The following is a 23,150-nucleotide window of genomic DNA, read 5'->3' on the forward strand; positions in this document are numbered from 1 at the left end:
GGCGGCGGACCAGACCGCGTCCGGCAGCACCCCTCCCGCTGCCCGCACCGCTGTTCCTGCACCGGCTGCCGCGTCACGTGTGGCGCGTACCGCCCACCCACCGACCGGTGGGGCCCTTCGCACGGTACGAGCGCCGTCGAGGTCAGCGCGAGCGCTTGGCCAGCCGCTCCACGTCCAGCAGGATCACGGCCCGCGCCTCCAGGCGCAGCCAGCCGCGGCCGGCGAAGTCCGCGAGGGCCTTGTTGACCGTCTCGCGGGAGGCGCCGACGAGCTGGGCCAGCTCCTCCTGGGTCAGGTCGTGGACGACGTGGATGCCCTCCTCCGACTGCACGCCGAAGCGGCGGGAGAGGTCGAGCAGCGCCTTCGCGACGCGACCGGGCACGTCGGAGAAGACCAGGTCCGACATCGAGTCGTTGGTCCGGCGCAGGCGGCGGGCCACGGCGCGCAGGAGCGCGGTGGCCACCTCGGGCCGCGCGTTCAGCCATGGCTGGAGGTCGCCGTGGCCCAGGCCCAGCAGCTTCACCTCGGTGAGGGCGCTGGCCGTGGCCGTACGCGGGCCGGGGTCGAAGAGGGAGAGCTCGCCGATGAGCTCACCGGGGCCGAGGACCGCGAGCATGTTCTCGCGGCCGTCGGGGGAGGTGCGGTGAAGCTTGACCTTGCCCTCGGTGACCACGTACAGGCGGTCGCCCGGGTCGCCTTCGTGGAACAAGGCGTCGCCGCGGGCCAGGGTGGCCTCGCTCATCGAGGCGCGCAGCTCGGCGGCCTGCTCTTCATCGAGCGCCGCGAACAGCGGGGCGCGCCGCAGAACGTCGTCCACGAGATCTCTCCTTGTCGACATGCACAGGGGACCGTCGTCCCCATGATGCCGGACGGTAAAACTGTGTGATCAAACACAAGTGTGGCGCATCCCCCGCGGAAGCCATACGGCAGGGGTCCGATAGGGGTGCTGATTTCCATCGGCCAGGCCGTTTGTCGGTGCCGGGCCTTACGCTGGCCGGGTGTCCAATACGCCGGTGAGAGCACAGGGCAAGGGGGCTGTACGGGTGAGCGCGTCGCCGAATTCCGCTGTGGGCGAACACGAGCCTGCCAAAGGCAGAAAAGTAGCGAAAAGCGCAAAAGCCAAACCGGAGTCCCGGCTCGCGCTCGTCCGGAGGGCGCGCAGAATCAATCGCGAGCTGGCCGATCTCTACCCGTACGCCCACCCCGAGCTGGATTTCGAGAATCCGTTCCAGCTCCTGGTCGCCACCGTGCTCTCCGCCCAGACCACCGATCTCCGGGTCAATCAGACGACCCCGGATCTCTTCGCCGTCTATCCCACTCCCGAGGACATGGCGGCCGCGAATCCGGAGGAGCTGGAGCAGATCATCCGGCCCACCGGCTTCTTCCGGGCCAAGGCGAAGTCGCTGATCGGCCTCTCCACCGCCCTGCGGGACAATTTCGGCGGTGAGGTTCCGGGGCGCCTTACGGACCTGGTCACCCTGCCCGGTGTGGGCCGCAAGACGGCGAACGTGGTGCTGGGCAACGCTTTCGGGGTCCCCGGCCTGACCGTGGACACCCACTTCGGCAGGCTCGTCCGCCGGTGGAAGTGGACCGAGCAGGAGGATCCGGACAAAGTCGAGGCCGAAATCGCCTCGCTCTTCCCCAAGAGCGAGTGGACCATGCTCTCGCACCGCATCATCTTCCACGGCCGCCGCGTCTGCCATTCCCGCAAACCGGCCTGCGGCGCCTGTCCCATCGCCCCGCTCTGCCCCGCGTACGGCGAGGGCGAGACCGACCCGGAGAAGGCGAAGAAGCTGCTGAAGTACGAGCTGGGCGGCGCGCGGGGCCAGCGGCTGAAGCCCCCGGCCGACTACCCGGGCGAGCCCGCCCTGCCGCTGGGGGCCGCATGAGCCGTCCCCAGGAGACCGTCGGAGGATCCGGCGGGACCTTCGGAGCGTCCGCCGGGACTTCCGGAGCATCAGCCGGGATCTCCGGAGCCTCGGGAGCCTTCGGCGGCGAGACCGGCGAGACCGGCGAGATCGGCGAGATCGGCGAGATCGGCGAGATCACCATCAGCACCGACGGGCTTCCCGAGTGGCTGGGGCCGGTGGTGCGCGCGGCGAAGACAGTGGAGCCGGAGCAGCTGAGCCGCTTTCTCCCGCCCGATTCCGGGGGCCGCGCGTCCGCAGTCCTCATCCTCTTCGGCGACGGCGGGGGAACCGACGGGGGAACCGACGGAGCGGTCACCCCTGCCGCCGGCCGGGCCACCGCCCGTACCGGCGGGGCCGGGGCGCGCGCGGCGAACGGTCACCGGCCCGAGCTGCTCCTCATGGAGCGCGCCGGGACCCTCCGATCACACGCCGGACAGCCGTCCTTCCCCGGCGGTGCCCTCGACCCGGAGGACGGCGATCCGCGGACGGTGGGGCCGCTGCGCGCCGCGCTCCGCGAGGCCTGGGAGGAGACGGGCCTCGACCCCTCGGGTGTCCAGATATTCGGCGTCCTGCCCCAGCTCTACATCCCGGTGAGCGGCTTCGTGGTCACCCCCGTCCTCGGCTGGTGGCGGACGCCGTCACCGGTCGGCCCGGTCGATCCGGCCGAAACCGCCCGTGTGTTCACCGTGCCAGTGGCGGAACTCACGGATCCGGCCAACCGTGCGGTCACCACCCACCCGAGTGGGCACAAGGGCCCCGCGTTCCTCGTCCGGGATGCCCTGGTCTGGGGTTTCACGGCCGGTGTGATCGACCGCCTGCTGCATTTCTCCGGCTGGGAACGCCCCTGGGACCGCACCAAGCACGTCCCGCTCGACTGGAGTGCATGAGACGGTGTCCCGGTGAATGTGCTGGACATCCTTCTGTTGCTCGCCGCCGTGTGGTTCGCCATTGTCGGTTACCGGCAAGGTTTCGTCGTCGGCATCCTGTCGGTGATCGGCTTCATCGGCGGCGGACTCGTTGCCGTGTACCTGCTGCCCGTGATCTGGAACCAGCTCACGGACGAGGCGACTCCGGGGACGGGAGCCGCGGTCGCCGCGGTCGTCGTGGTCATCGTGTGCGCCTCGGTCGGCCAGGCGTTCACCACACATCTGGGCAACAAGCTCCGCCGGTACATCACTTGGTCACCGGCCCGCGCGCTCGACGCGACGGGCGGCGCGGTGGTCAACGTCGTCGCCATGCTGCTCGTGGCCTGGCTCATCGGTTCGGCCCTGGCCGGCACCTCGTTGCCCACGCTCGGCAAGGAGGTCCGCAACTCCAAGATCCTGCTGGGCGTATCGCAGGTGATCCCCGGCGAGGCCAATACCTGGTTCGCGGACTTCAGTTCGGTCCTCGCCCAGAACGGCTTCCCGCAAGTTTTCAGCCCGTTCTCCAATGAGCCCATCACCTCGGTCCCCCCGCCCGACCCCAAGCTGGCGACCAGCCCCGTCGCCACCCGCGCCCAGCGCAGCATCGTGAAGGTCCTCGGCACCGCCCGAAGCTGCGGCAAGGTCCTGGAGGGCACCGGATTCGTCTTCTCGCCGAACCGTGTCATGACCAATGCGCATGTGGTCGGCGGTGTCGACGAGCCGACCGTGCAGATCGGTGGCGAGGGCAAGCTCTACGACGCCCGCGTCGTCCTCTACGACTGGAAGCGCGACGTCGCCGTCCTCGACGTCCCCGGCCTCCGCGCTCCGGCCCTGCAGTTCACCCAGCGCGACGCCGGCACGGGCGACAGTGCGATCGTCGCCGGATTCCCGGAGAACGGCGCGTTCGACGTCCGCGCGGCCCGTATCCGCGGACGCATCGACGCCAGCGGCCCGGACATCTACCACCGCGGCACGGTCGGCCGTGATGTGTACTCCCTCTACGCCACGGTCCGGCAGGGCAACTCCGGCGGGCCGCTGCTGACTCCGGACGGCGGCGTCTACGGCGTGGTCTTCGCCAAGTCGCTCGACGACGCCAACACCGGATACGCCTTGACCGCCGACGAGGTGCGCGAGGACATCGTCAAGGGCCGTACGGCCAAGCGCCGGGTGGACACCCAGGAGTGCGCGCTGTAGACGGCCCTGCAGCAGCAGGCGGGAGCCCCGAGCGAGAAGCGCGCGGTGCCCCATCGGGGCGAGCGGGAAGGCAGGGCGGCGCCGTCGGACACGGGCGGACGAACCGGCCCGAGGCCGTGCCGACTGTCGCCCTGGACCGCCCTAGCCGCGTGGGTGGCGCAACCGCGCCGACACCCAGCGAGCGCGGCGCCTGAGAATGCGCGGAATGCCTAGCTGAAGATCGGAAACCCGGCCGGGGCGTCCCGCGACGATCACCCCCTTGGGGGCAGTGCGCGCGGTGGCGGCGCGGCGGCTACGAGCTGTGGTGTCCCGGGGAGCGGCCCCCGTACTCCCTGCGTCATGGGAGTCGTGCGTCCAACCCATACCGGGAAGCGTGCCCGTGACGAAGGGTCGGTAACCGCCTCCCGGACCGCCAATCGGCCTATGCGCGCGGCAATTGGCGTTCGTAGGAAGGTTGTACGGCCAAGGCTTCGCCGGGCCTGCCGGGAACGGGCCCCGGACGCAACGTGCGCCGCCGTCAGCGGTCCGGTTCGGGGTCCTTCAGCCAGTTGATGAGTTCGGCCGTGAACGCGACGGGGTCCTCCTCGTGGGGGAAGTGCCCGAGCCCGTCGAACAGCCGCCAGCGGTACGGCGCCTCGACGTACTCCCCGGATCCCGCGGCGCTCCGCGTGCGCATCACCGGGTCGAGCGACCCGTGCAGATGGAGCGTTGGCACGCGTACGGGCCGCTTCATCCGCCGGTTGAACTGGATCCCGTCCGGCCGTGCCATCGACCGGACCATCCACCGGTACGGCTCGATCGAGCAGTGCGCCGTGGACGGGATGCTCATCGCCCGCCGGTAGACGTCCAGAACCTCCGCCTCGGGCGGGCGGGGTCCGGACCACTCCTGGATGAGCTGTCCGACCAGCGCCGAGCCGTCGGCCGTCAGCCGCCGCTCCGGGATCCATGGCCGCTGGAAGCCCCAGATGTGGCTGCCGGCCGCCGACTGCCGGGCGTCGACGAGCATGGCCGAGCGCCAGCGCCGCGGATGCGGCATCGAGCAGACCGCGAGCCGCCGGACGAGCTTCGGCCGCATCGCCGCGGCCGTCCAGGCCAGGTAGCCGCCCAGGTCATGGCCGAGGAGCGCGGCGTCCGGCTCGCCGAGGGACCGGATCACTCCGGTCACGTCGAGGGCGAGGTTCGCGGGGTCGTAGCCCCGGGGCGTGCGGTCGCTGCCGCCCACGCCGCGCAGGTCCATGGCCACCGCGCGGAAGCCCGCTTCGGCGAGCGCGGTGATCTGGTGGCGCCACGTCCACCAGAACTGCGGGAAGCCGTGCAGCAGCAGCACCAGCGGGCCGTCGCCGGCCTCGGCGATGTGGAAGCGGGCGCCGTTGGCGGCCACGTTCCGGTGGGTCCAGGGGCCGTCGGGCCGTACGACCGAGGCGGGGGTTTCGGGGACGGTCATACGGACGAGCGTGTCACAGTCGCGTCGGCGGGGAGGGCACCGGCCGGGCGGGGATGCGGCCGTACGTGCTGCAGCACCGCTGCCGACTTCCTGGCCGAGGCCATCGACTTCTCGGGCTTCTTCACCTTCTTGAACTTGGCGACGGCGAAGAGCCCGAGCACGGCCGCGATGAGCAGATATGCCGCGCCCACGATCAGGAAGGACCAGGCCAGGCCGAGACCCAGGTTGTGGATGCCGTACGCGGCGGCGAAGCTCAGCACCGGCAGGGCGAACAGCGCCAGGATCCCGGCCGCCGTGATCGCTCCGCCTCCGATGCTCGCGCGCTTGACGTCCTGGCGGATCTCGGCCTTGGCCAGGGCGATCTCGTCGTGCACCAGGGCGGACAGATCGGCCGTCGCCTTGGCCACCAGCCGGCCGAGGTTGCGGTCGCCGTCCTGCTCGACTGCGCTCATCGCTGTGTCCCTCTTCTCTTCTCAGCTGCTTCCGTTGGTTCCGTGCACGGGGCCGCTCGCTCCGTCGAGTGTGCCGGACGGCCGGTCGCCCTCCAGATCATGCCGGACCGTCGTCGTTCGTGCCTCGGGCGGCGGCCGCTTCGGCACGCCGCCGGTGTTCCGCGGCCTTCGCTTCGTGGATGGCGGCCATCCGCAGGTGGTACTCCGGGTTGTCCATCTCGTAGATGTCGGGGATGCCGTCGTGGTCCTCGTCGCGCTCCTCATCCTCGTACAGCTTGCGGTACTTGACGTCGCGAAGCTTGAGCAGCACGGTCGCGAGCAGCGCCGCGACGAGTGAGCCGACGAGCACGGCGGCCTTCACCTCATCGGTGAGAACGGGGGCGCCGGGGAACGCGAGGCCGCCGATGAGGAGCGCCACGGTGAATCCGATGCCGGCGAGCGAGGCGACGGCGAAGACGTCGGCCCACTCCAGGTCCTCGTTCAGTTCGGCGCGGGTGAAGCGGGCCGCGAGCCAGGAGCCACCGAAGACGCCGATGGTCTTGCCTGCGACGAGGCCGAGGACGACGCCCAGCGGCTCCGGTGTGGTGAATACGTCGGTGAGGGCGTCCCCGGAAATCGTCACCCCGGCCGCGAAGAGGGCGAACAACGGCACCGCGATGCCCGCCGAGAGAGGCCGCACGAGGTGCTCGATGTGCTCCCCGGGCGACTGCTTCTCGCCATCCCGGACCGTGCAGCGGAGCATCAAGCCCATCGCGACACCGGCCACGGTTGCGTGCACACCGCTCGCGTGCATCAACCCCCAGATGACCAGGGCCAGTGGCACATGGACGTACCAGCCCCGTACGCCCCTGCGCTGCAGGAACCAGAACAGGACCAGTCCGGCGACGGAGAGGCCGAGCGGCAGGAGGTGGATGTCGGTGGTGAAGAAGACCGCGATGATCAGGATCGCGAACAGGTCGTCGACGACGGCGAGGGTGAGCAGAAAGGCGCGCAGTGCGGACGGCAGGGAGGTGCCGATGACAGTGAGGACCGCGAGTGCGAACGCGATGTCGGTGGCGGTCGGAACGGCCCAGCCGTCCAAGTCCCCGCCGCCGCCCGCGTTCACGGCGGCGTAGACCAGCGCCGGGGCGACCATGCCGCACGCCGCCGCGACGACGGGGAGGGCCGCCGCCTTCGGGTCGCGCAGTTCGCCGGCGACCAGTTCGCGCTTGAGCTCGATCCCGGCGACGAAGAAGAAGACGGTCAGCAATCCGTCCTGCGCCCAGGTTCCGACCGGGAGGTGGAGGCGCAGCGCCGCCGGGCCGAAACTGAAGTCCCGGACGTCCTCGTACACATGACTGAGCGGGGTGTTCGCGAGGATCAGCGCGGCGACCGCGGCGGCCAGGAGGAGAACGCCGCCCACGGTCTCGGCGCGCAACGCGTCACCCACGAACGTCCGCTCGGGGAGCGAGAGCCGTCCGAGAAACTTACGGGAAGGGGGCGCGGGCACGGGTTCATCCTCCGGTCTGCGACGGCGAAGGCCCTCGGCCGAGCACACGGCGCGAGTACCTGCCGACCAGACTTCCCGGCGCACCCTGACTTCTTGTCGCAATCCTGACGCGACTGCCGTCCAGCTTAGCCGGAACGGGTGAGGGGCGCCCCGCCGCGGCGGAGCGCCCCTCGATCCGTACCACCGTCGCCGGTCCCGTCAGTCCTCGCTGGGTGCGGACGGGAGCTTGCTCTGGATCAGCTCCATCACGGAGGAGTCCGTGAGTGTGGTGACATCGCCGAGCGTGCGGTTCTCGGCCACATCGCGCAGCAGACGCCGCATGATCTTGCCGGAGCGGGTCTTGGGCAGCTCGGCCACCGGCAGGATCCGCTTGGGCTTGGCGATCGGGCCCAGGGCCTTGGCGACATGGGACCGCAGCTCGTCCACCAGTCCCTCGTCCTCGGACGCGGTCCCGCGGAGGATCACGAAGGCGACGATCGCCTGGGTGGTCTGCGGGTCGGTCGCGCCGACGACCGCGGCCTCGGCGACCTTCGGGTGCGAGACGAGCGCCGACTCGACCTCGGTGGTCGAGATGTTGTGGCCGGAGACCAGCATGACGTCGTCGACGCGGCCGAGCAGCCAGATGTCGCCGTCGTCGTCCTTCTTGGCACCGTCGCCCGCGAAGTACCGGCCCTCGAACCGGGACCAGTACGTGTCCTTGTAACGCTGGTCGTCGCCCCAGATGGTGCGGAGCATCGACGGCCACGGCTCGGTCAGGACCAGGTAGCCGCCGGCACCGTCGGGAACCTCGCGGGCCTCGTCGTCGATGACGGTCGCGGCGATACCGGGCAGCGGGATCTGGGCCGAACCAGGCTTGGTCTCGGTGACGCCCGGCAGCGGGCTGATCATGATGCTGCCGGTTTCGGTCTGCCACCAGGTGTCGACGACGGGCGTCCTGTCCCCGCCGATGTTCTTGCGGTACCAGATCCAGGCCTCGGGGTTGATCGGCTCGCCCACCGATCCCAGGACGCGGAGGCTGCTGAGGTCGAACTTGGCCGGGATGTCGTCGCCCCACTTCATGCAGGCGCGGATCGCGGTCGGGGCCGTGTAGAGGATCGTGACACCGTACTTCTGCACGATCTCCCACCAGCGGCCCTGGTGTGGGGTGTCCGGGGTGCCCTCGTAGAGGACTTGGGTCGCGCCGTTGGAGAGCGGCCCGTAGACGATGTAGGAGTGGCCGGTCACCCAGCCGACATCGGCGGTGCACCAGTAGACGTCCGACTCGGGCTTGAGGTCGAAGACGGCGTGGTGGGTGTACGAGGTCTGGGTGAGGTAGCCCCCGGTGGTGTGCAGGATTCCCTTCGGCTTCCCGGTGGTGCCGGAGGTGTACAGGATGAACAGCGGGTGCTCGGCGTCGAACGCCTCGGGCGTGTGCTGCTCGGGCTGGCGGTCCACGACCTCGTGCCACCACACGTCGCGGCCCTCGGTCCAGTCCACGTCCTGGCCGGTGCGGCGGACGACGAGAACGCTGCGGACGTTCTCCGTGCCGGGTCGGGTCAGCGCCTCGTCCACGGCGGGCTTGAGAGCGGAGGGCTTGCCGCGGCGGTGGCCGCCGTCCGCGGTGATGACGACGCGGGCGTCGGCGTCCTGGATGCGGGTGGCGAGCGCGTCCGCGGAGAAGCCGCCGAAGACGACGGAGTGCGGGGCACCGATGCGGGCACAGGCCAGCATCGCCACGACAGCCTCCGGGATCATGGGCAGATAGATGGCGACCCGGTCCCCGGCCCGGACGCCCAGCTCGGTCAGGGCCCCGGCGGCCCGGGAGACGTCGCGCTGCAGCTCGGCGTACGTGATGGCGCGCGTGTCACCCGGCTCGCCCTCGAAGTGGATGGCGACCCGGTCCCCGAGGCCGTTCTCCACATGCCGGTCGACGCAGTTGTACGCGACGTTGAGCTTGCCGTCGGCGAACCACTTGGCGAAGGGCGGGTTGGTCCAGTCGACGGTCTCGGTGGGTTCTGTGGCCCAGGTCAGCCGGCGCGCCTGCTCGGCCCAGAAGCCCAGTCGATCAGCCTTGGCCCGTTCGTACGCCTCCGCGGTGACATTCGCTGCGGAGGCGAGACCGGCGGGCGGGGCGAACCGCCGCTCCTCCTTCAACAGGTTGGCCAGGCTCTCGTTGCTCACGGCATCTCCCAATCCCGGGGTGACTTGTTCCCACGGCATAGCTCATCAGTCAGTCGGCCAGGTGACAAGGGTTTCCGGATAAATTGGTTTAGACCTGTTGAAGGTGCTGGTGAGCGCGGGGTAGGGAGGTTCGATCACGCCGGATCCGGCTCCTCCGCGGGTTCCGGCTGGGTGGGGGCCACGGGCGCGAAGACCTCGGCGTTCTCGTCGAGCAGATAGGCCTGAGCCTCGCCCACGTGGAAGTACATCCCGTGCAGCTCGAGGGAGCCGTCGGCCAGCCGGTGCGCCACCGACTCGTGCGCGGCCAGATGCTCGAGCTGTTGCACGACATTGGTCAGGCACAATTCCTCGACGCGGTCGGTCGCCTCCCTGCCTTCGATCCGCGGAGCCGGCTGCCCCCGCTGTCCGGTCAGCCGTTCCAGGCTGGGCAGGCCGTGGCGGAGCCACCGTCCCAGTGAGGTGTCTCGGTTGTCCGGCATCACACCGAGGAGCGCCTTCATGGCGCCGCAGCCGGAGTGCCCGCACACCGTGATGCTGCGGACCTCCAGAACGTCGACCGCGAACTCGATGGCGGCCGCCACCGAGTCGTCTCCGTTCTCCACAGCCCCGGGTCCGCCGTTCGTACCGGGCCCGGCAGCGGGCGGCCCCGCGGACGGCGGCACCAGGTTCCCCACGTTCCGCACGGTGAACAGGTCGCCCGGACCACTGCTCGTGATCATGCTGGTGACCAGCCGGGAGTCCGCGCACGTCAGAAACAGCTGCGAGGGGCGCTGGCCCTCCCGGGCCAGGCGGGCCAGCTCCTCACGAACCAGTGGCGCGGTGTTCCGCTGGAACGCGCTGAGCCCGCTGGCGAGTTGACGGTTCCCCTCGCGGCTCCCGACGCCGCCGAACCCGGTCGCAGCCGACGGCTGCGTACAGGCGTGGTTGCGCCAAGGGGTCCAGGGACGGCAACTGTGCACAGCCGCGGACGCCGGCTCGGCGATTCTGCTTCCCCGGCCGCTGATCCCGACGGCCCCGCCATGCGCCGTGTGCGCGTCCTGCCAGCCCTGCAGCGCCTCGTACGCCGCGTGGTCCATGAACGAGCCGTGCAGCTCGACCACCGCACACGCCCCGTCCGGCACCTGACTCAGGATCCGGCTGAGCCTCGGGACCGCCAGGAAGGTCAACTGCCCCCGTACCAGCACCCGGTACGCGCCGTCCTCCCGCTCCTCGACCGTGATACGTGTATGGGCCAGCCGGTGCAGCGCGACCGCCACCGCGACGGCGATGCCCATCGCCACGCCCTCCAGCACGCCGAACAGCACGACGGCCGTCGTCGTCGCCGCGTACACCAGAACCTCGCGGTGGCGCCGGACGCTTCGGATGTGGGTCAGATTGACCATCTGCACGCCCACCACCATGACCAGCGCGGCGAGCACGGCCAGCGGGATCAGCTCCAGAACACCGACCAGCAGCCCCGCGGCCAGCAGCACCCAGACGCCGTGCATCACCGACGACGCGCGGCTGACCGCACCGGCCCTGACGTTCGCCGTGCTGCGGACGGCCACACCGGTGATCGGCAGTCCTCCCAGGAGACCCGACACGACGTTCGCCGTGCCCTGGCCACGCAACTCCCGGTCCAGATCGGCGCGTGGCACGCGCACGTCCGGGGCGTTCTTCCGCGCTGCCGTCATCTTGTCGACGGCCACGGCGGAGAGCAGCGACTCCACGCTCGCCACCAGGGTGATCGTGAGAACCGCGGCGATCATCCCCAGTACGGGACCGTGCGGCGCTTCGGGCAGTGCATGGCTGCGCCAGGAGGGCAGCTCGACCTGCGGCAGGTGCAGACCGGCCACTACGGAGCACGCCGTCGCGAGCGCGACGGCCGCCAGGGCTGCGGGTGCCTTGCGGAGGAGGCGGCCCCCCTTCCCGGGCAATCGCGGCCAGAGCAGCAGCGTAGCCACGGTGATCACACTGACCGACAGCGCCCCCGGATGCAGATCCATCAACTGACCTGGCAGGGCCATGGCGTTGGCGATCGCTGAGCTCTGAGGGCTGTCGCCGAGCACGACATGGAGCTGCGCGAGCGCGATGGTGGCCCCGATGCCCGCCAGCATGCCGTGCACGATGGCGGGACTGACCGCCAGAGCCGATCTCGCCACCCGGGCCCAGCCCAGGGCGACTTGGGAGACCCCGGCGATCACGGTGAGGGCGCACGTGATGCGCCAGCCGTACTGATGGATCAGATCCGCGGTGACCAGGGTGAGACCTGCGGCCGGTCCGCTGACCTGCAGCGGCGTGCCGCCGAGCAGACCCGCCACGATGCCGCCGACCGCCGCCGCGACCAGGCCTGCCTGGAGCGGGGCACCGGTGGCCAGGGCGATGCCGAGCGAGAGCGGCAGCGCGATGAGGAAGACGGTGATCGAGGCCGAGAGGTCGGCGGGGTGGACAGGGAAGCGGCTGCCGGGTCGGCGGTCGCGAAAGCCGGCCGACGAACTCCGGGCCGACGATACGGAGTTCGGCTCGGTCAGGCCGGGCGCCTGAGTCCGCGCGGAGCGATGCGCGGCACTGGGGCCTTCGAGGGGGGTGGGCGAGCAGGCAGACATGGTTCCCGTCTCCTCCGGGGCGACGCGGTCGCGATCAGGCGGCCGTGGGTCACGGCATGCAGCGGCGGGATGACAATCCTCAACACTCGGTAAAAGAATCGTAACGCAAGGTAAAGGCCCAGAATATCCATTAGGGGCAAATTGCCCTGTAGTTACGTCAATCGAGTGAATATGTATATTCTTCAGCCTGTCGTACAAATCCTCCGTCTCGGTCATGCGACGGTGTGTCGCGGTGATGTCCGCACGCGCGAGGAGGAGAGGTGCTATGGCAGCCCCGAAGAAGGTGCTCCTGGGTGTCGCCACATCGGCGATGGCCCTGGCGGTCGGCAGTTGCTCCGGAGGTGACGTTGCGAAGCGGGACCGGAGCGAAGAGCAGAAACGTTTCTCCGTGCCCAAGGGGCCGACCGCCTCCAAGGTCCGGCTGCTCGGTGACGGGTCCACGGCGGACACGGGACGCCAGCCCCTGCAGCCCGCGGTCGCCAAGCTGCGCCCCGGTGAACGGCCGCCGCAGTTCGTGGTGTTCTCCTGGGACGGCGCGGGCGAGGACGGCCAGAAGCTGTTCTCGCACTTCCGCAAGGTCGGCAAGAAGTACGACGCGCGCATGACCTACTTCCTCAGCGGCGTCTATCTCGTGCCCTACGAGAAGCGTGACCTCTACGCTCCGCCGCAGCACGAGCGCGGCGCGTCCGACATCGGCTTCAACGACGTCAAAGGTGTCCGCGACACCCTGGAGCAGATCCGCCTCGCCTGGCTCGAGGGCAACGAGATCGGCACCCACTTCAACGGCCACTTCTGCGGCCCCAACGGCGGCGTCGGCACCTGGTCCCCCGCCGAGTGGAAGAGCGAGATCGAGCAGGCGGAGGGATTCGTCAAACGCTGGCGTACCAACGCCGGCCTGAAGAAGGACGCCCCGCTTCCCTTCGACTACAGCAACGAACTGGTCGGCGGCCGCGCACCCTGCCTCGAAGGCCAGCGGAACCTGATCCCCGCGGCCAAGAAGATGGGCTTCCGCTATGACGCCAGCTCATCCGGCGGCCGTCAGGTCTGGCCAGGCAAGATCAACGGCCTCTGGGACTTCCCCCTGCAGGAAGTCCCTTTTCCGGGCCGCAGGTTCGAAACGCTGTCGATGGACTACAACTTCCTCGCCAACCAGTCGGGGACGACCAAGGGCGACCCCTCGCAGCACAAGATGTGGGGCAAGCAGATGCGCGACGGGCTCCTGGCCGCCTTCGATCGGGCCTACAACGGCAACCGCGCCCCGCTGTTCATCGGCAACCACTTCGAGTCCTGGAACGGCGGCACCTATATGCGCGCCGTTGAGGACATCATCAAACGGGTGTGCCGCAGGGACGGCGTGCGTTGTGTGACCTTCAAGCAGCTCAGCGACTGGCTGGACGCACAGGACCCCGCCGTACTGGCCCGGCTGCGCTCACTCGAGGTCGGCGAGGAGCCCGCGGAGGGGTGGGAGCTCTTCATGTCCGACCGGCCCGTTGCCCCCGCGGGCGCCACGTCGTCCGTCACCGGCCGGTCGCCGGGCAAGGTGTCCGGCAAGGGGCCGACGCCCAAGGCCAAGTCGTCGTCGCAACGCCCGTCCGACCGAGCCCTGCCTGGGGAGGAGCGGGCCGCCGTCAGGGCCAAGTCGGCGCCCGAGCACGGGGCTTCGGGGAAGCACCAGCCGTCAAAGCTGCAGTCGCCGGGCAAGAAGGCGCGGGACGCGTCCCGTTCGGCGATCAAGTGGCTGCCGGTCGAGGCCCAGGCCGTCGCGGTCCGCTCGGACGGGCCCCGTCCGGCGCGAGACGGTGCGCCGGCTCCGAAGTCCCGGTCGGCGGTCAAGCGGGCTGAGGAGCGGGACTAGGCGCGGGACGCCGGTCCGTGGCGAGGCTCTCGTCGAGCGTGAAGGCGGGGTCGACCTGGGCGGCCAGGTCGGCACCCGTCTTCGCGTTGCCCCAACTCTCGGCGTTCTTCAGGTGGAAGTGGACCATCTGGCGGGTGTAGCGCTCCCAGTCGCGCCGGTCGTACGAGGCGTCGGCGGTCTCGTGCAGAGTCCGCAGCGCGGCGCGGTTGGCGGGCTCGAGCGTGTCGAAGCGCGGAGGGCGGCCCTTCTCCATCGCGCGCACCCAGTCGGAGTGCCCGAAGGTGACGAGCAGGTCGTCCCCCACCTCCTCGCGCAGGAAGCCGACATCGTCCGGTCCCTGCACCTTGTTGCCGACCACATGCAGCGCGACGCCGAAGTCGCGGGCGTACTCCTTGTACTGGCGGTAGACGGCCACGCCCTTGCGGGTGGGCTCGGCCACCAGGAAGGTCGTGTCGAAGCGGGTGAACATCCCGGAGGCGAAGGAGTCGGAGCCGGCCGTCATGTCGACGACGATGTACTCGTCCCGGCCGTCCACCAGGTGGTTCAGGCAGAGTTCGACCGCCCCGACCTTGGAGTGGTAGCAGGCGACGCCGAGGTCGGACTCGGTGAAGGGGCCGGTCGCCATCAGACGCACGTCCGTGCCACCCTCGAGTTCCAACTGGCGGGCGCAGGCGGCGTAGACGGGATTCTCCTCACGGATCCGCAGCAGACGGGAGCCCTCACCCGGCGGGGTCGTTTTGATCATGGTCTCGGCGGAGGCGATCCGTGGATTCGTGCCGCGCAAGTAGTCCTTGATCAACGGCAAGCGGGCGCCCATCGCGGGCAGCTTCGCGGCCTCGTCCTCGTCGAGGCCCAGGGCGGGGCCCAAGTGCTGGTTGATGTCGGCGTCCACGGCCATGACCGGGGTGCCCGACGCGGCGAGGTGGCGGATGAACAGCGAGGACAGCGTCGTCTTGCCGCTGCCGCCCTTCCCTACGAAAGCGATCTTCATGTTCACCTAGACTAGGCCGCCCCCGGCGTGCGGGAAGTGATCTCCGTGAGGAAGACCACTCCTTCGAGGGGTGAGATCGCTGAGGTGCGTAGGCTCCTGCCCATGAGTACGAATGCCGATCCGCTCGCCGCTCTGGCCGGTCTTCCGGGCGTGGCCGACTCCGTCGACTCCATGCGCAAAGCCGTGGACCGGGTCTACGGTCACCGGGTGATGCGCCGCCGCAGCAACGAGATCACTTCGGAGGCGGCGCTGCGCGGAGCGCGCGGCTCGGCGGCGTTGTCGGGTGCGGACTGGGCTCTCGAAGAGGTGCGCCGCCGCAGCGACTTCGGCGGCGAGGGCGAGCCGCGGACGGTCGGAGCGGCGCTGCGGCTGACGGCCGAGGCCGGCCAGTTGCTCGGCGTCTGGCGCCAGTCCCCGGTGCGGGCCCTGGCCCGTCTGCATCTGGTTGCGGCGGGTGGCTCCGCGCCGGACGACACCGTGGGCCGTCCGCGGCAGGCCGGCGAACAGGTCGCGGAGCCGCTCGTGACACTTCCCCTCCCGGACGGCGACGAGGTGGCGGGCCGGCTGGAAGGGCTGGCGGACGTGCTCCTCGCCGGGACGGAGGCGCCGGCGCTCGTCACGGCGGCGGTGGTGCACGGCGAACTGATGGCGTTGCGGCCGTTCGCCTCGTCCAACGGGCTGGTGGCGCGGGCCGCGGAGCGGATCGTTCTCGTGGGCAGCGGACTGGACCCCAAGTCGATCTGCCCGGCGGAAGTCGGGCACGCGGAGTTGGGGGTCGAGGAGTACGTCAGCGCGCTGGGGGGCTACGCGTCCGGTACGCCGGAGGGGATGGCGCGGTGGATCACGCACTGCGGACGCGCGGTGGAGCTGGGGGTCAGGGAGAGCACGGCTGTGTGCGAGGCGCTGCAGCGCGGCGCCGCCTGAGCGGGGCGGTAACGCTGAGCGTTGGGCCTCGGATGGGGAGGGCCGGTTGGGGACCGTACGGGGCGGAGCATGCGGGAGCGAAGCGCAGGGGGCGGAGGCGGGCCGGGAACGTGCTGCCGAACCGGACTGCGCCGGAGGCGCCCGAGGTGCCCAGGGGCACTGGAATCGGTGATTCCTGAAACAGAGTTGCGGCGGTACCAATTGGTACCGCCGCTGGCATGTCCGTCCGGTTACCAGTGCGTGCTCGATATTCGCCCATCAGGTCGGGAACTTTGCCCGTCACCTGGTGCGGCGGGCCCGTATTCGACGGGTCGGCGTCGCGTGGGTGCCCGACTTCCATGCGCGGTCCGTGGGGCCTCGGTGCGTTAACGGGAAGATCCTCCCGGAAATCCCTGGTCTCGCGGGCCGTTACGTTCTTTGTACTACTGCCGCAGATTAAGCGGAAGTCCCGACTGCAGATCTTTACTTTTAACTTCAAATACGGGCATAGGCGGCGCGGCGGCGGCTCGCATACCAGACGAGACCGGCCGTCGCGGCGGCCGCACCCACCGCCGCCGCGACGGCGAGGTACGGGCGTGGCGGCATGGACAGCAACGGCAGCCGCTGCTTGAGCCGGACGGGACGGTTGAAGGTGAGCACCGGCCAGCCGCGGGTGGCAGCCTCGCGACGGAGGCCCTTGTCCGGGTTGACGGCATGCGGATGACCGACGGCCTCGAGCATCGGGATATCGGTCACGGAGTCGCTGTACGCGTAGCAGCGCGCCAGGTCGTAGCCCTCGCTCTCGGCCAGCTCGGCGATGGCTTCCGCCTTGGTCGGCCCGTAGCAGTAGTACGCGATCTCGCCCGTGAAGCGGCCGTCCTCGACCACCATGCGAGTGGCCACCACGCGGTCGGCGCCGAGCAGCTCGCCGATCGGCTCGACCACCTCCGCGCCGGAGGTGCTCACGATCACGACGTCGCGGCCTGCGGTGTGGTGCTTCTCGATGAGGGAGGCCGCTTCGTCGTGGATGATCGGGTCGATCAGTGCATGCAGGGTCTCGGCCACTATCTCCCGCACCTGCTGGACGTTCCAGCCACGGCACAGGTCGGAGAGGTACTGGCGCATCCGCTCCGTCTGATCGTGGTCGGCACCGCCGATGAGATAGACGAACTGCGTATAAGCGGTGCGCAGTACGTCCCTGCGATTGATCAGCCCGCCTTGGTAGAAGGACTTGCTGAAGGTCAGCGTGCTCGACTTGGCAATGACTGTCTTGTCGAGGTCGAAGAAGGCGGCAGTGCGCGGCAAGGAGTGGTTTTCCACGAGGGTGAGCATAGGCGCCCGCCATTCGGCGTAAGCTGTGGCGCGTGGGTTTGCCTGAGAAGGCTCTCGGGTACACCATGGAAGTCACGGATCGTTCGCGACCGTGCTAACCCGGTCCGGCTCCTCCCCCCCCCGAGTCGGCCGTGGGGACGACCCCCGCTCTCCCCCCCGGCGGGGGTCGTCGCATGTCCGGACGCATCTTCGCTGTCCACCGCTCATCTTGCCGCCCTTCCGCGCCGTGCGCGCTGCCGGCGTCGACCACCGTGGCACGTTACGGAGCGTGATCGCGAGGCTGCGCAGGGGGAGTCACCGGGACAGGTGAGAGGGATATTCACAACCAACGAGTTGTCCACAGTATTTGACCAAGATCCCCACGTTTTCACGGATCACTGCACGGTGATTCCCCGCGGTGTTCGCGGAGTGAGAGTGCGAAGTGAGAGGGGACGGGGATCGTGACGGGATCCACCACATCCGATGCGCAGCAGGCTGCCGGCGGGGCGCCGGGCAGGCCGCTGATCGTCTCGGAGGACGAGCGCCTGCTCGACGATCTGCTGCGCCTGTGCGCGGCAGCCGGCGCGGAGCCGGAGGTCGCAGCGGGGATGCCTGCTGAGCGGGGGCGCTGGGAGCGGGCGCCGCTGGTCCTCGTCGGGGACGACGCGGCGCACCGCCTGCAGGGTGTGGTGCGCAGAGAAGGGGTGCTGCTCATCGGCCGGGACCTCGACGACCACGCGGTCTGGCGGCAGGCCGTGGTCATCGGCGCGGACCATGTCCTTCGCCTGCCCGACGCCGAGGCATGGCTCGTGGACCGGATCGCCGACGCGGCGGAGGGCGCCGGTCGGCAGGCCCTGACCGTGGGTGTGATCGGCGGGCGCGGCGGGGCGGGTGCGAGCACGCTGGCCTGCGCGCTCGCACTGAGCGCGGCCCGCTCGGGCCGGCGCACGATGCTCATCGACGGCGACCCGCTGGGAGGCGGTCTCGATGTGCTGCTGGGCGGTGAGGCGGCGGAAGGTCTTCGGTGGCCGGCCTTCGCCGAGTCGCGGGGCCGGTTGGGTGGCGGGGCGCTGGAGGAATCGCTGCCCGAGCTGCACTCGCTGCGCGTCCTGAGCTGGGATCGCGGAGATTCGGTCGTCGTCCCGCCGGAGGCGATGCGCGCAGTGCTGTCCGCCGCTCGGCGGCGCGGTGGTGTCGTGGTCGTCGATCTGCCCCGCCGGGTGGACGACGGGGTGGCCGAGGTGCTCGCCCAGCTCGATGTCGGGCTGCTCGTGGTGCCCGCGGAGCTGCGGGCCGTCGCGGCGGCTCACCGGGTGGCGGCGTCGGTGGGTCCGGCGGTGCGGGATCTGCGGGTGGTGGTGCGCGGCCCGTGCGGCTCCGGGCTCGACGACGAGGAGATCGCGCGGCTGCTGGACTTGCCCCTTGCCGGCGAACTCGCCGCTGAGCCGGGGCTGTTGGGCGCATTCGGCGCCGGTGCTCCACCGGGGAGCAGTGTGCGGGGTCCACTCGCGAAGTTCTGTTCGCGGTTCTGGTCGCAGGCTCTGCCGGATGCGGGATCGACCTCCGCCAGGCCAGGTGCGCAGTCCCGGGTCGGCGCGCAGATTTCCGCAGTCGAGGCCGGTGGCCAGGGCGGGAGTGTGACGGGATGAGCGTGATGACACCTGCGGCCGCTGCTTTGTCGCCGCAGTTGGTGGAGGCCGTGCGGTTGCGGCTCGCGGAGACCGGCGCCGAACCGACGCCGGCGCGCGTGGCTGCCGTACTACGGGAGCAGGGGCGGCTGCTGGGCGATACCGAGGTGCTCGGTGTGGTCACGCGGCTGCGATCGGAGCTGGTCGGCAGCGGTCCTCTGGAGCCCCTGCTCGCCGCACCGGACGTCACCGACGTACTGGTCTCGGCGCCGGATCAGGTCTGGGTGGACCGTGGACTCGGCCTGGAGCGCGCGGACGTGCGCTTCGCCGACGCGGGTGCCGTACGCAGGCTCGCACAGCGTCTCGCCGCGGTTGCGGGACGGCGGCTGGACGATGCCCGGCCATGGGTGGACGCCCGGCTGCCGGACGGGACGCGGCTGCACGCGGTGCTGCCGCCGGTTGCCGTCGGTTCGACGTGCCTGTCCTTACGGGTGGTGCGCCCCAGAGCCTTCGACCTGGCGGAGCTCGTCGCCGCCGGCACAGTGCCGCCGGGAGGCGAGCGGCTGCTCGCGGCAATGCTGGACGCGCGCCTGTCCTTTCTCGTGAGTGGCGGGACGGGCTCCGGCAAAACCACACTCCTCAGCACGCTACTGGGCCGTGTCGGTCCGGAGGAGCGGATCGTTCTGGCCGAGGACTCCGCGGAGTTGCGCCCCGACCATCCGCATGTGGTGCGGCTCGAGGCGCGTCCGGCGAACCAGGAGGGCACCGGCCGCGTCACCTTGCGGGACCTGGTGCGGCAGGCGCTGCGCATGCGGCCCGACCGGCTCGTGGTCGGTGAAGTCCGGGGGCCCGAGGTTTTGGACCTGCTGATGGCACTCAACACCGGCCATGAGGGCGGATGCGGCACGGTGCATGCCAATGCCGCCACGGACGTTCCCGCGCGGCTCGAGGCCCTCGGCTCGACGGCGGGGCTGGACCGGGCGGCGCTGCACAGCCAGTTGGCGGCGGCGCTGTCGGCGGTCATCCATCTGGTACGGGACCGGAAGGGGCGCCGACGCATCGCCGAGGTCCATGTGCTCCAGCGGGACGGAGCCGGGTTCGTCAGAACGGTCCCCGCGGTGTCGTGGGGAGCGGGCGGGTTCCTGCGGGAGCCGGGGTGGGCCCGGCTGGAGGGCCTGTGCGCGCGGGGCGGAGGTGTGCTGTGACGGGAAGCAGCCCACTGACGAGCGGCGTAGGAGCCGAGGCGGCTCCCGCGTATGCGGCGGCACTGTGTGCGGGCCTGGCTCTCTGGGTGCTGGCCGGGCGCGGTCGCGATCTGCGCAGGGCACGGCTGCTCTTCGCCGATCAGGCGGGGGCCGCTGCGGGCGGCGGCCGGAGCGTGCCACCGTCCTTGTGGGAGACGGTAGTTGCCCGTTTTCCGGTGAGGTGGCGGGCGCCGTGGGGCGGGCCGATCGGGCATGAGGTTTGGTGCCTACCGGCCGGGGTGGCGCTCGCGCTGCTGGGCGAGTCCCTGCTTCCGCTGGTGGCCGCGGCGGCGGCGCTGCCCCTGGTGAGGCGATGGCTGTGCGGCAGGGAGCGCCGACGGGCCCGTGAGCGCACGGCCACTGAAGTGATCGAGCTGTGTGCCGCGGTGGCGGGCGAGTTGAGAGCGGGGCAGCAGCCGAACCGGGCGCTGTACGAAGCGGTTGCGGGGCTGAACGGTGGGGCGGAGGCGTCCCTGAAAGCTGCGGCCCGCTACGGCGGGGACGTTCCGGAGGCGTTGCGCAAGGCGGCCAGGAGACCCGGTGCGGAGGGACTGATCGGAGTCGCGGCCTGCTGGCAGGTCGCGGCGGACGGCGGAGCCGGATTGGCGACAGGTCTCGAGCGGGTGGCCACGGCGCTCCGCGCGGAGCGGGGGCAGCGCGAAGAACTGCACGCTCAGCTCGCCGGCACGAGATCCACGGCGACCCTGCTCTCCCTGCTGCCGGTCTTCGGGCTGCTGATGGGAAGCGCCCTGGGTGCCGATCCATTGCGCGTACTGCTCCACACCCCGGCAGGCTGGGTCTGCCTGGCACTGGGCTTTCTGCTCGAAGGCGCGGGGCTCACCTGGACGGCACACATCGTGCGATGCGCTGCCGGCACGGGTGAACGGGGGTCGGTATGAGCGAGGTTGTCCACAGCCTGGGGGCGATTGCAGCGGCCGTGACGGCGGCGGCTGGCCTGTCCGCGGCGATATGCGGGATGCAACGGGAGCGACTGTCCCGCCGGCGGCTGGCGGCTCTGCTGGAGGTGCGTCAACAGCCCTCCGGCCCGCGGGATGTCATCCGGAGCCGACTCAGGCGATTGGGCAAGGGACTTGTGGCTCGTCTGAAGAACCAATGGCCGCCGGTGGCCGCGGGGGTCACCGTCTACGTGCTGATCGGTGGCCTGCTCGGATGCGCCGCGGGGCTCGTAGCGGCCTTCGGCATACGGAAATGGTGGCGGGCCCGTGCCCGCGGTGTCGGGACGGACCGGGCTTCCGCGGCGCGGGAACAACTCCCTTTGGCCGCAGAGCTGTTGGTGGCCTGCCTGGCCGCCGGCGCCGGACCGCGAGAGGCCGCTGCGGCCGTGGGGACTTCGATGGGCGGTCCTGTCGGGGACGGCTTGCGACGGGCCGCGTCCGAACTGCGGCTCGGTGGTGAACCCGCTTCCGTCTGGGGGCAGTTGGGCGAGCTTCCGGGCGCACGGGGGCTGGCGCGCTGCCTCGAACGGTCCATGTCCACGGGAGTGCCGGCCGTCGAGCCGGTCAGCCGACTGGCGGCCGACTGCCGCGCCGAAGAGGCGCGAGCGGCCACGGCGAGAGCACGGCGCGCGGGGGTCCTGGCCACCGCGCCGCTGGGCCTGTGCTTCCTCCCCGCGTTTCTGACCGTCGGCGTCGCACCCGTCCTGCTCGGCCTGACGAACGGACTGCTGGGCGGCGATTGACCAGGCGGCGACCGAACAGCGGTGACTGACCAGCGGTGACGACTGCGATCGACGGGGATCCGTGGGGATCGGCGGGGAGCTGTGGGGATCTGTGGGGATCTGTGGGCCGGCGGAGGAGGGTGCCGCTCCTTGGAAGCGAAGACGAAGAAGCAAGAGCAATACGAGTGGTACGACACATGGGGGTTGCGATGTTCGCAAGGATCGGTGCCTGGATCAGGAACCGCTGCGGGGTCCGGCAGGACGCCGGGATGACCACGGCCGAGTACGCGGTGGGGACGGTCGCGGCCTGTGGATTCGCCGCCGTCCTCTACAAAGTGGTAACCAGCGACACGGTGTCCGCCGCGCTCGAGTCGGTGATCGGTAAGGCCCTCGATGCGCAGTTCTAGCCACTCGGGCCGACAGGTCCGATCCGACGAGGGCTACGTCACGGCGGAGGCGGCGGTGGTGCTGCCGACCCTGGTCCTGTTCGCTGCCGTGCTGCTGTGGGGGCTGATGGCGGCGGCATGCCAGATTCAGTGCGTGGACGCTGCTCGTGCCGGGGCGCGAGCAGCGGCACGGTCGGAGCCGAGGGCGGCCACCCTGGCCGCCGTCCGGTCGGCCGCCCCACGCGGGGCGGACGTCGCCATCCGGCGCGAGGGTGACCTCGTTCGCGTACGGGTCGAGGCGGCCACGGCGGGGCCAGGGCCTCTATCGGTCCGGCTGCACGCCGAGGCGGCTGCCCTCGCCGAGGACGCGGGGGAGGAGAGCGGATGAGCTCGCTGAGACACCTCGGAGGTGTACGAGGGCCCTGTCGCGCAGGGAAGGCTGCGGCCAGGACCGGCCCCGTCCGCAGGTGTGCTGCTGCTGGACGGTTGACCTGGCACGCGGACCGTGGTGCCGCGACCATCTGGACGGCAGTGCTGGCCACTGCACTCTGCGTCGTGTTCGCGGTGATCCTCAGCCTCGGTCAGGCTGTGGTGGCTCGTCACCGAGCGGGCGGAGCAGCCGACTTGGCAGCTCTGGCCGCCGCTGATCACGCCATGGAGGGGCAGCCGTCGGCGTGCGCCGAGGCGAGGCGTGTGGCCGCTGCTCAAGGCGCGAGGGTGGTGCGCTGCGCGGTGAGCGGTGATATCGCCGATCTCACGGCGGAGGCGCGGTCGGGCCCGTTCGGTTCGCGGATTCGAGCACGGGCGGGTCCTGCCGGTGCACGGGCAGGACCCGCCGATGCTGACGGCGGTGGTGACGACAGTCGGTGGCTACGAGAAGTACGACTGCAGACGGCCGGAGGTCGTGGTCCGCCCGTAGCGAAGACGCCCGCACGGGCCGCGCCGAGGTGGCTGCGGAGGGGGACGGCGCGGCAGCGGCACACGTCGGACCCGGGCAGATCCGGCACCTCAGACG

The 23,150-nt window shown here is 70.7% G+C and carries 19 protein-coding genes and 2 pseudogenes; 12 read left to right on the top strand and 9 right to left on the bottom strand.

Annotated elements, in window-relative coordinates; translation table 11 throughout:
- Positions 1-142 precede the first annotated feature (142 nt).
- Positions 143-817, bottom strand: coding sequence for a Crp/Fnr family transcriptional regulator (locus AB0M26_RS22970; RefSeq protein ID WP_351508004.1), 675 nt, complete (start codon positions 815-817; stop codon positions 143-145).
- Between the two features lie 250 nt (positions 818-1,067).
- Between AB0M26_RS22970 and nth the strand changes: the two genes are divergently transcribed.
- The 3 genes from nth to AB0M26_RS22985 are packed head-to-tail and all read left to right on the top strand — an operon-like array spanning position 1,068 to position 4,009.
- Positions 1,068-1,889: an endonuclease III gene (gene nth / locus AB0M26_RS22975; RefSeq protein ID WP_365263689.1), complete on the top strand. Its 822-nt coding sequence runs from the start codon at positions 1,068-1,070 to the stop codon at positions 1,887-1,889.
- The gene (locus AB0M26_RS22980) at positions 1,886-2,797 is read left to right on the top strand and encodes a CoA pyrophosphatase (protein WP_365263690.1); all 912 of its coding nucleotides are present in this window, start codon (positions 1,886-1,888) and stop codon (positions 2,795-2,797) included. Before nth ends, AB0M26_RS22980 begins: the two co-directional genes overlap by 4 nt.
- 12 nt (positions 2,798-2,809) lie before the next feature.
- Positions 2,810-4,009 (top strand): MarP family serine protease, encoded by a 1,200-nt coding sequence (locus AB0M26_RS22985; RefSeq protein ID WP_365263691.1) that lies wholly within the window; start codon positions 2,810-2,812, stop codon positions 4,007-4,009.
- 141 nt (positions 4,010-4,150) lie between these two features.
- Here the strand turns inward: AB0M26_RS22985 and AB0M26_RS22990 are convergent, their stop codons facing one another.
- From AB0M26_RS22990 to AB0M26_RS23015, 6 genes are all read right to left on the bottom strand, one after another.
- A complete protein-coding gene (locus AB0M26_RS22990; RefSeq protein ID WP_365263692.1) occupies positions 4,151-4,372 on the bottom strand; it encodes a hypothetical protein in 222 nt (73 codons plus the stop codon).
- A 154-nt stretch (positions 4,373-4,526) separates the two neighbouring features.
- Entirely contained in the window at positions 4,527-5,453 is a 927-nt protein-coding gene (locus tag AB0M26_RS22995; protein WP_365263693.1) for an alpha/beta hydrolase, read from the bottom strand.
- The gene (locus AB0M26_RS23000) at positions 5,450-5,905 is read right to left on the bottom strand and encodes a phage holin family protein (RefSeq protein WP_365263694.1); all 456 of its coding nucleotides are present in this window, start codon (positions 5,903-5,905) and stop codon (positions 5,450-5,452) included. Before AB0M26_RS23000 ends, AB0M26_RS22995 begins: the two co-directional genes overlap by 4 nt.
- A 97-nt stretch (positions 5,906-6,002) precedes the next feature.
- On the bottom strand, positions 6,003-7,394 hold the full coding sequence (gene nhaA, locus AB0M26_RS23005) for a Na+/H+ antiporter NhaA (RefSeq protein ID WP_365263695.1): 1,392 nt from the start codon (positions 7,392-7,394) through the stop codon (positions 6,003-6,005).
- Positions 7,395-7,592: 198 nt separating this feature from the next.
- On the bottom strand, positions 7,593-9,554 hold the full coding sequence (acs, locus tag AB0M26_RS23010) for an acetate--CoA ligase (RefSeq protein ID WP_365263696.1): 1,962 nt from the start codon (positions 9,552-9,554) through the stop codon (positions 7,593-7,595).
- A 134-nt stretch (positions 9,555-9,688) separates the two neighbouring features.
- Positions 9,689-12,139 (bottom strand): bifunctional SulP family inorganic anion transporter/carbonic anhydrase, encoded by a 2,451-nt coding sequence (locus tag AB0M26_RS23015; RefSeq protein WP_365263697.1) that lies wholly within the window; start codon positions 12,137-12,139, stop codon positions 9,689-9,691.
- A 265-nt stretch (positions 12,140-12,404) separates the two neighbouring features.
- On the opposite strand from AB0M26_RS23015, the pseudogene AB0M26_RS23020 reads away from it, so the two are divergent.
- Positions 12,405-13,616, top strand: a pseudogene (locus tag AB0M26_RS23020) (hypothetical protein); the annotation flags it as partial.
- Positions 13,617-13,968: 352 nt separating this feature from the next.
- Here the strand turns inward: AB0M26_RS23020 and AB0M26_RS23025 are convergent.
- Positions 13,969-14,985 carry an ATP-binding protein gene (locus AB0M26_RS23025; RefSeq protein WP_365263698.1) on the bottom strand — a complete coding sequence of 339 codons (1,017 nt, stop codon included), beginning with the start codon at positions 14,983-14,985 and terminating at the stop codon, positions 13,969-13,971.
- Positions 14,986-15,087: 102 nt separating this feature from the next.
- Here AB0M26_RS23025 and AB0M26_RS23030 point away from each other — a divergent pair, with 102 nt between their 5' ends.
- Positions 15,088-15,909, top strand: a complete 822-nt coding sequence (locus AB0M26_RS23030; protein ID WP_365263699.1) for an oxidoreductase — start codon at positions 15,088-15,090, stop codon at positions 15,907-15,909.
- A gap of 474 nt (positions 15,910-16,383) precedes the next feature.
- Here the strand turns inward: AB0M26_RS23030 and AB0M26_RS23035 are convergent, their stop codons facing one another.
- Entirely contained in the window at positions 16,384-17,220 is an 837-nt protein-coding gene (locus tag AB0M26_RS23035) for an HAD family hydrolase (protein WP_365263700.1), read from the bottom strand.
- A gap of 440 nt (positions 17,221-17,660) precedes the next feature.
- On the opposite strand from AB0M26_RS23035, the gene ssd reads away from it, so the two are divergent.
- From ssd to AB0M26_RS23070, 7 genes and pseudogenes are all read left to right on the top strand, one after another.
- Positions 17,661-18,848: a septum site-determining protein Ssd gene (ssd, locus tag AB0M26_RS23040; RefSeq protein ID WP_365263701.1), complete on the top strand. Its 1,188-nt coding sequence runs from the start codon at positions 17,661-17,663 to the stop codon at positions 18,846-18,848.
- On the top strand, positions 18,845-20,032 hold the full coding sequence (locus tag AB0M26_RS23045) for a TadA family conjugal transfer-associated ATPase (protein ID WP_365263702.1): 1,188 nt from the start codon (positions 18,845-18,847) through the stop codon (positions 20,030-20,032). The genes ssd and AB0M26_RS23045 overlap by 4 nt, the downstream gene beginning before the upstream one ends.
- Positions 20,029-20,970 (top strand): type II secretion system F family protein, encoded by a 942-nt coding sequence (locus tag AB0M26_RS23050; protein ID WP_365263703.1) that lies wholly within the window; start codon positions 20,029-20,031, stop codon positions 20,968-20,970. The genes AB0M26_RS23045 and AB0M26_RS23050 overlap by 4 nt, the downstream gene beginning before the upstream one ends.
- Before the next feature lie 194 nt (positions 20,971-21,164).
- Positions 21,165-21,770: a type II secretion system F family protein gene (locus AB0M26_RS23055; RefSeq protein ID WP_365263704.1), complete on the top strand. Its 606-nt coding sequence runs from the start codon at positions 21,165-21,167 to the stop codon at positions 21,768-21,770.
- 188 nt (positions 21,771-21,958) lie between these two features.
- The gene (locus tag AB0M26_RS23060) at positions 21,959-22,156 is read left to right on the top strand and encodes a DUF4244 domain-containing protein (RefSeq protein ID WP_365263705.1); all 198 of its coding nucleotides are present in this window, start codon (positions 21,959-21,961) and stop codon (positions 22,154-22,156) included.
- Complete coding sequence (locus AB0M26_RS23065; RefSeq protein ID WP_365263706.1) at positions 22,143-22,523, top strand: TadE family type IV pilus minor pilin; 381 nt, start codon at positions 22,143-22,145, stop codon at positions 22,521-22,523. The genes AB0M26_RS23060 and AB0M26_RS23065 overlap by 14 nt, the downstream gene beginning before the upstream one ends.
- A pseudogene (locus AB0M26_RS23070) lies at positions 22,520-22,957 on the top strand (Rv3654c family TadE-like protein); the annotation flags it as partial. The gene AB0M26_RS23065 and the pseudogene AB0M26_RS23070, both read left to right, overlap by 4 nt.
- Positions 22,958-23,150: the final 193 nt, after the last annotated feature.

The organism is Streptomyces sp. NPDC051776 (assembly GCF_040681345.1).
Classification (GTDB): domain Bacteria; phylum Actinomycetota; class Actinomycetes; order Streptomycetales; family Streptomycetaceae; genus Streptomyces.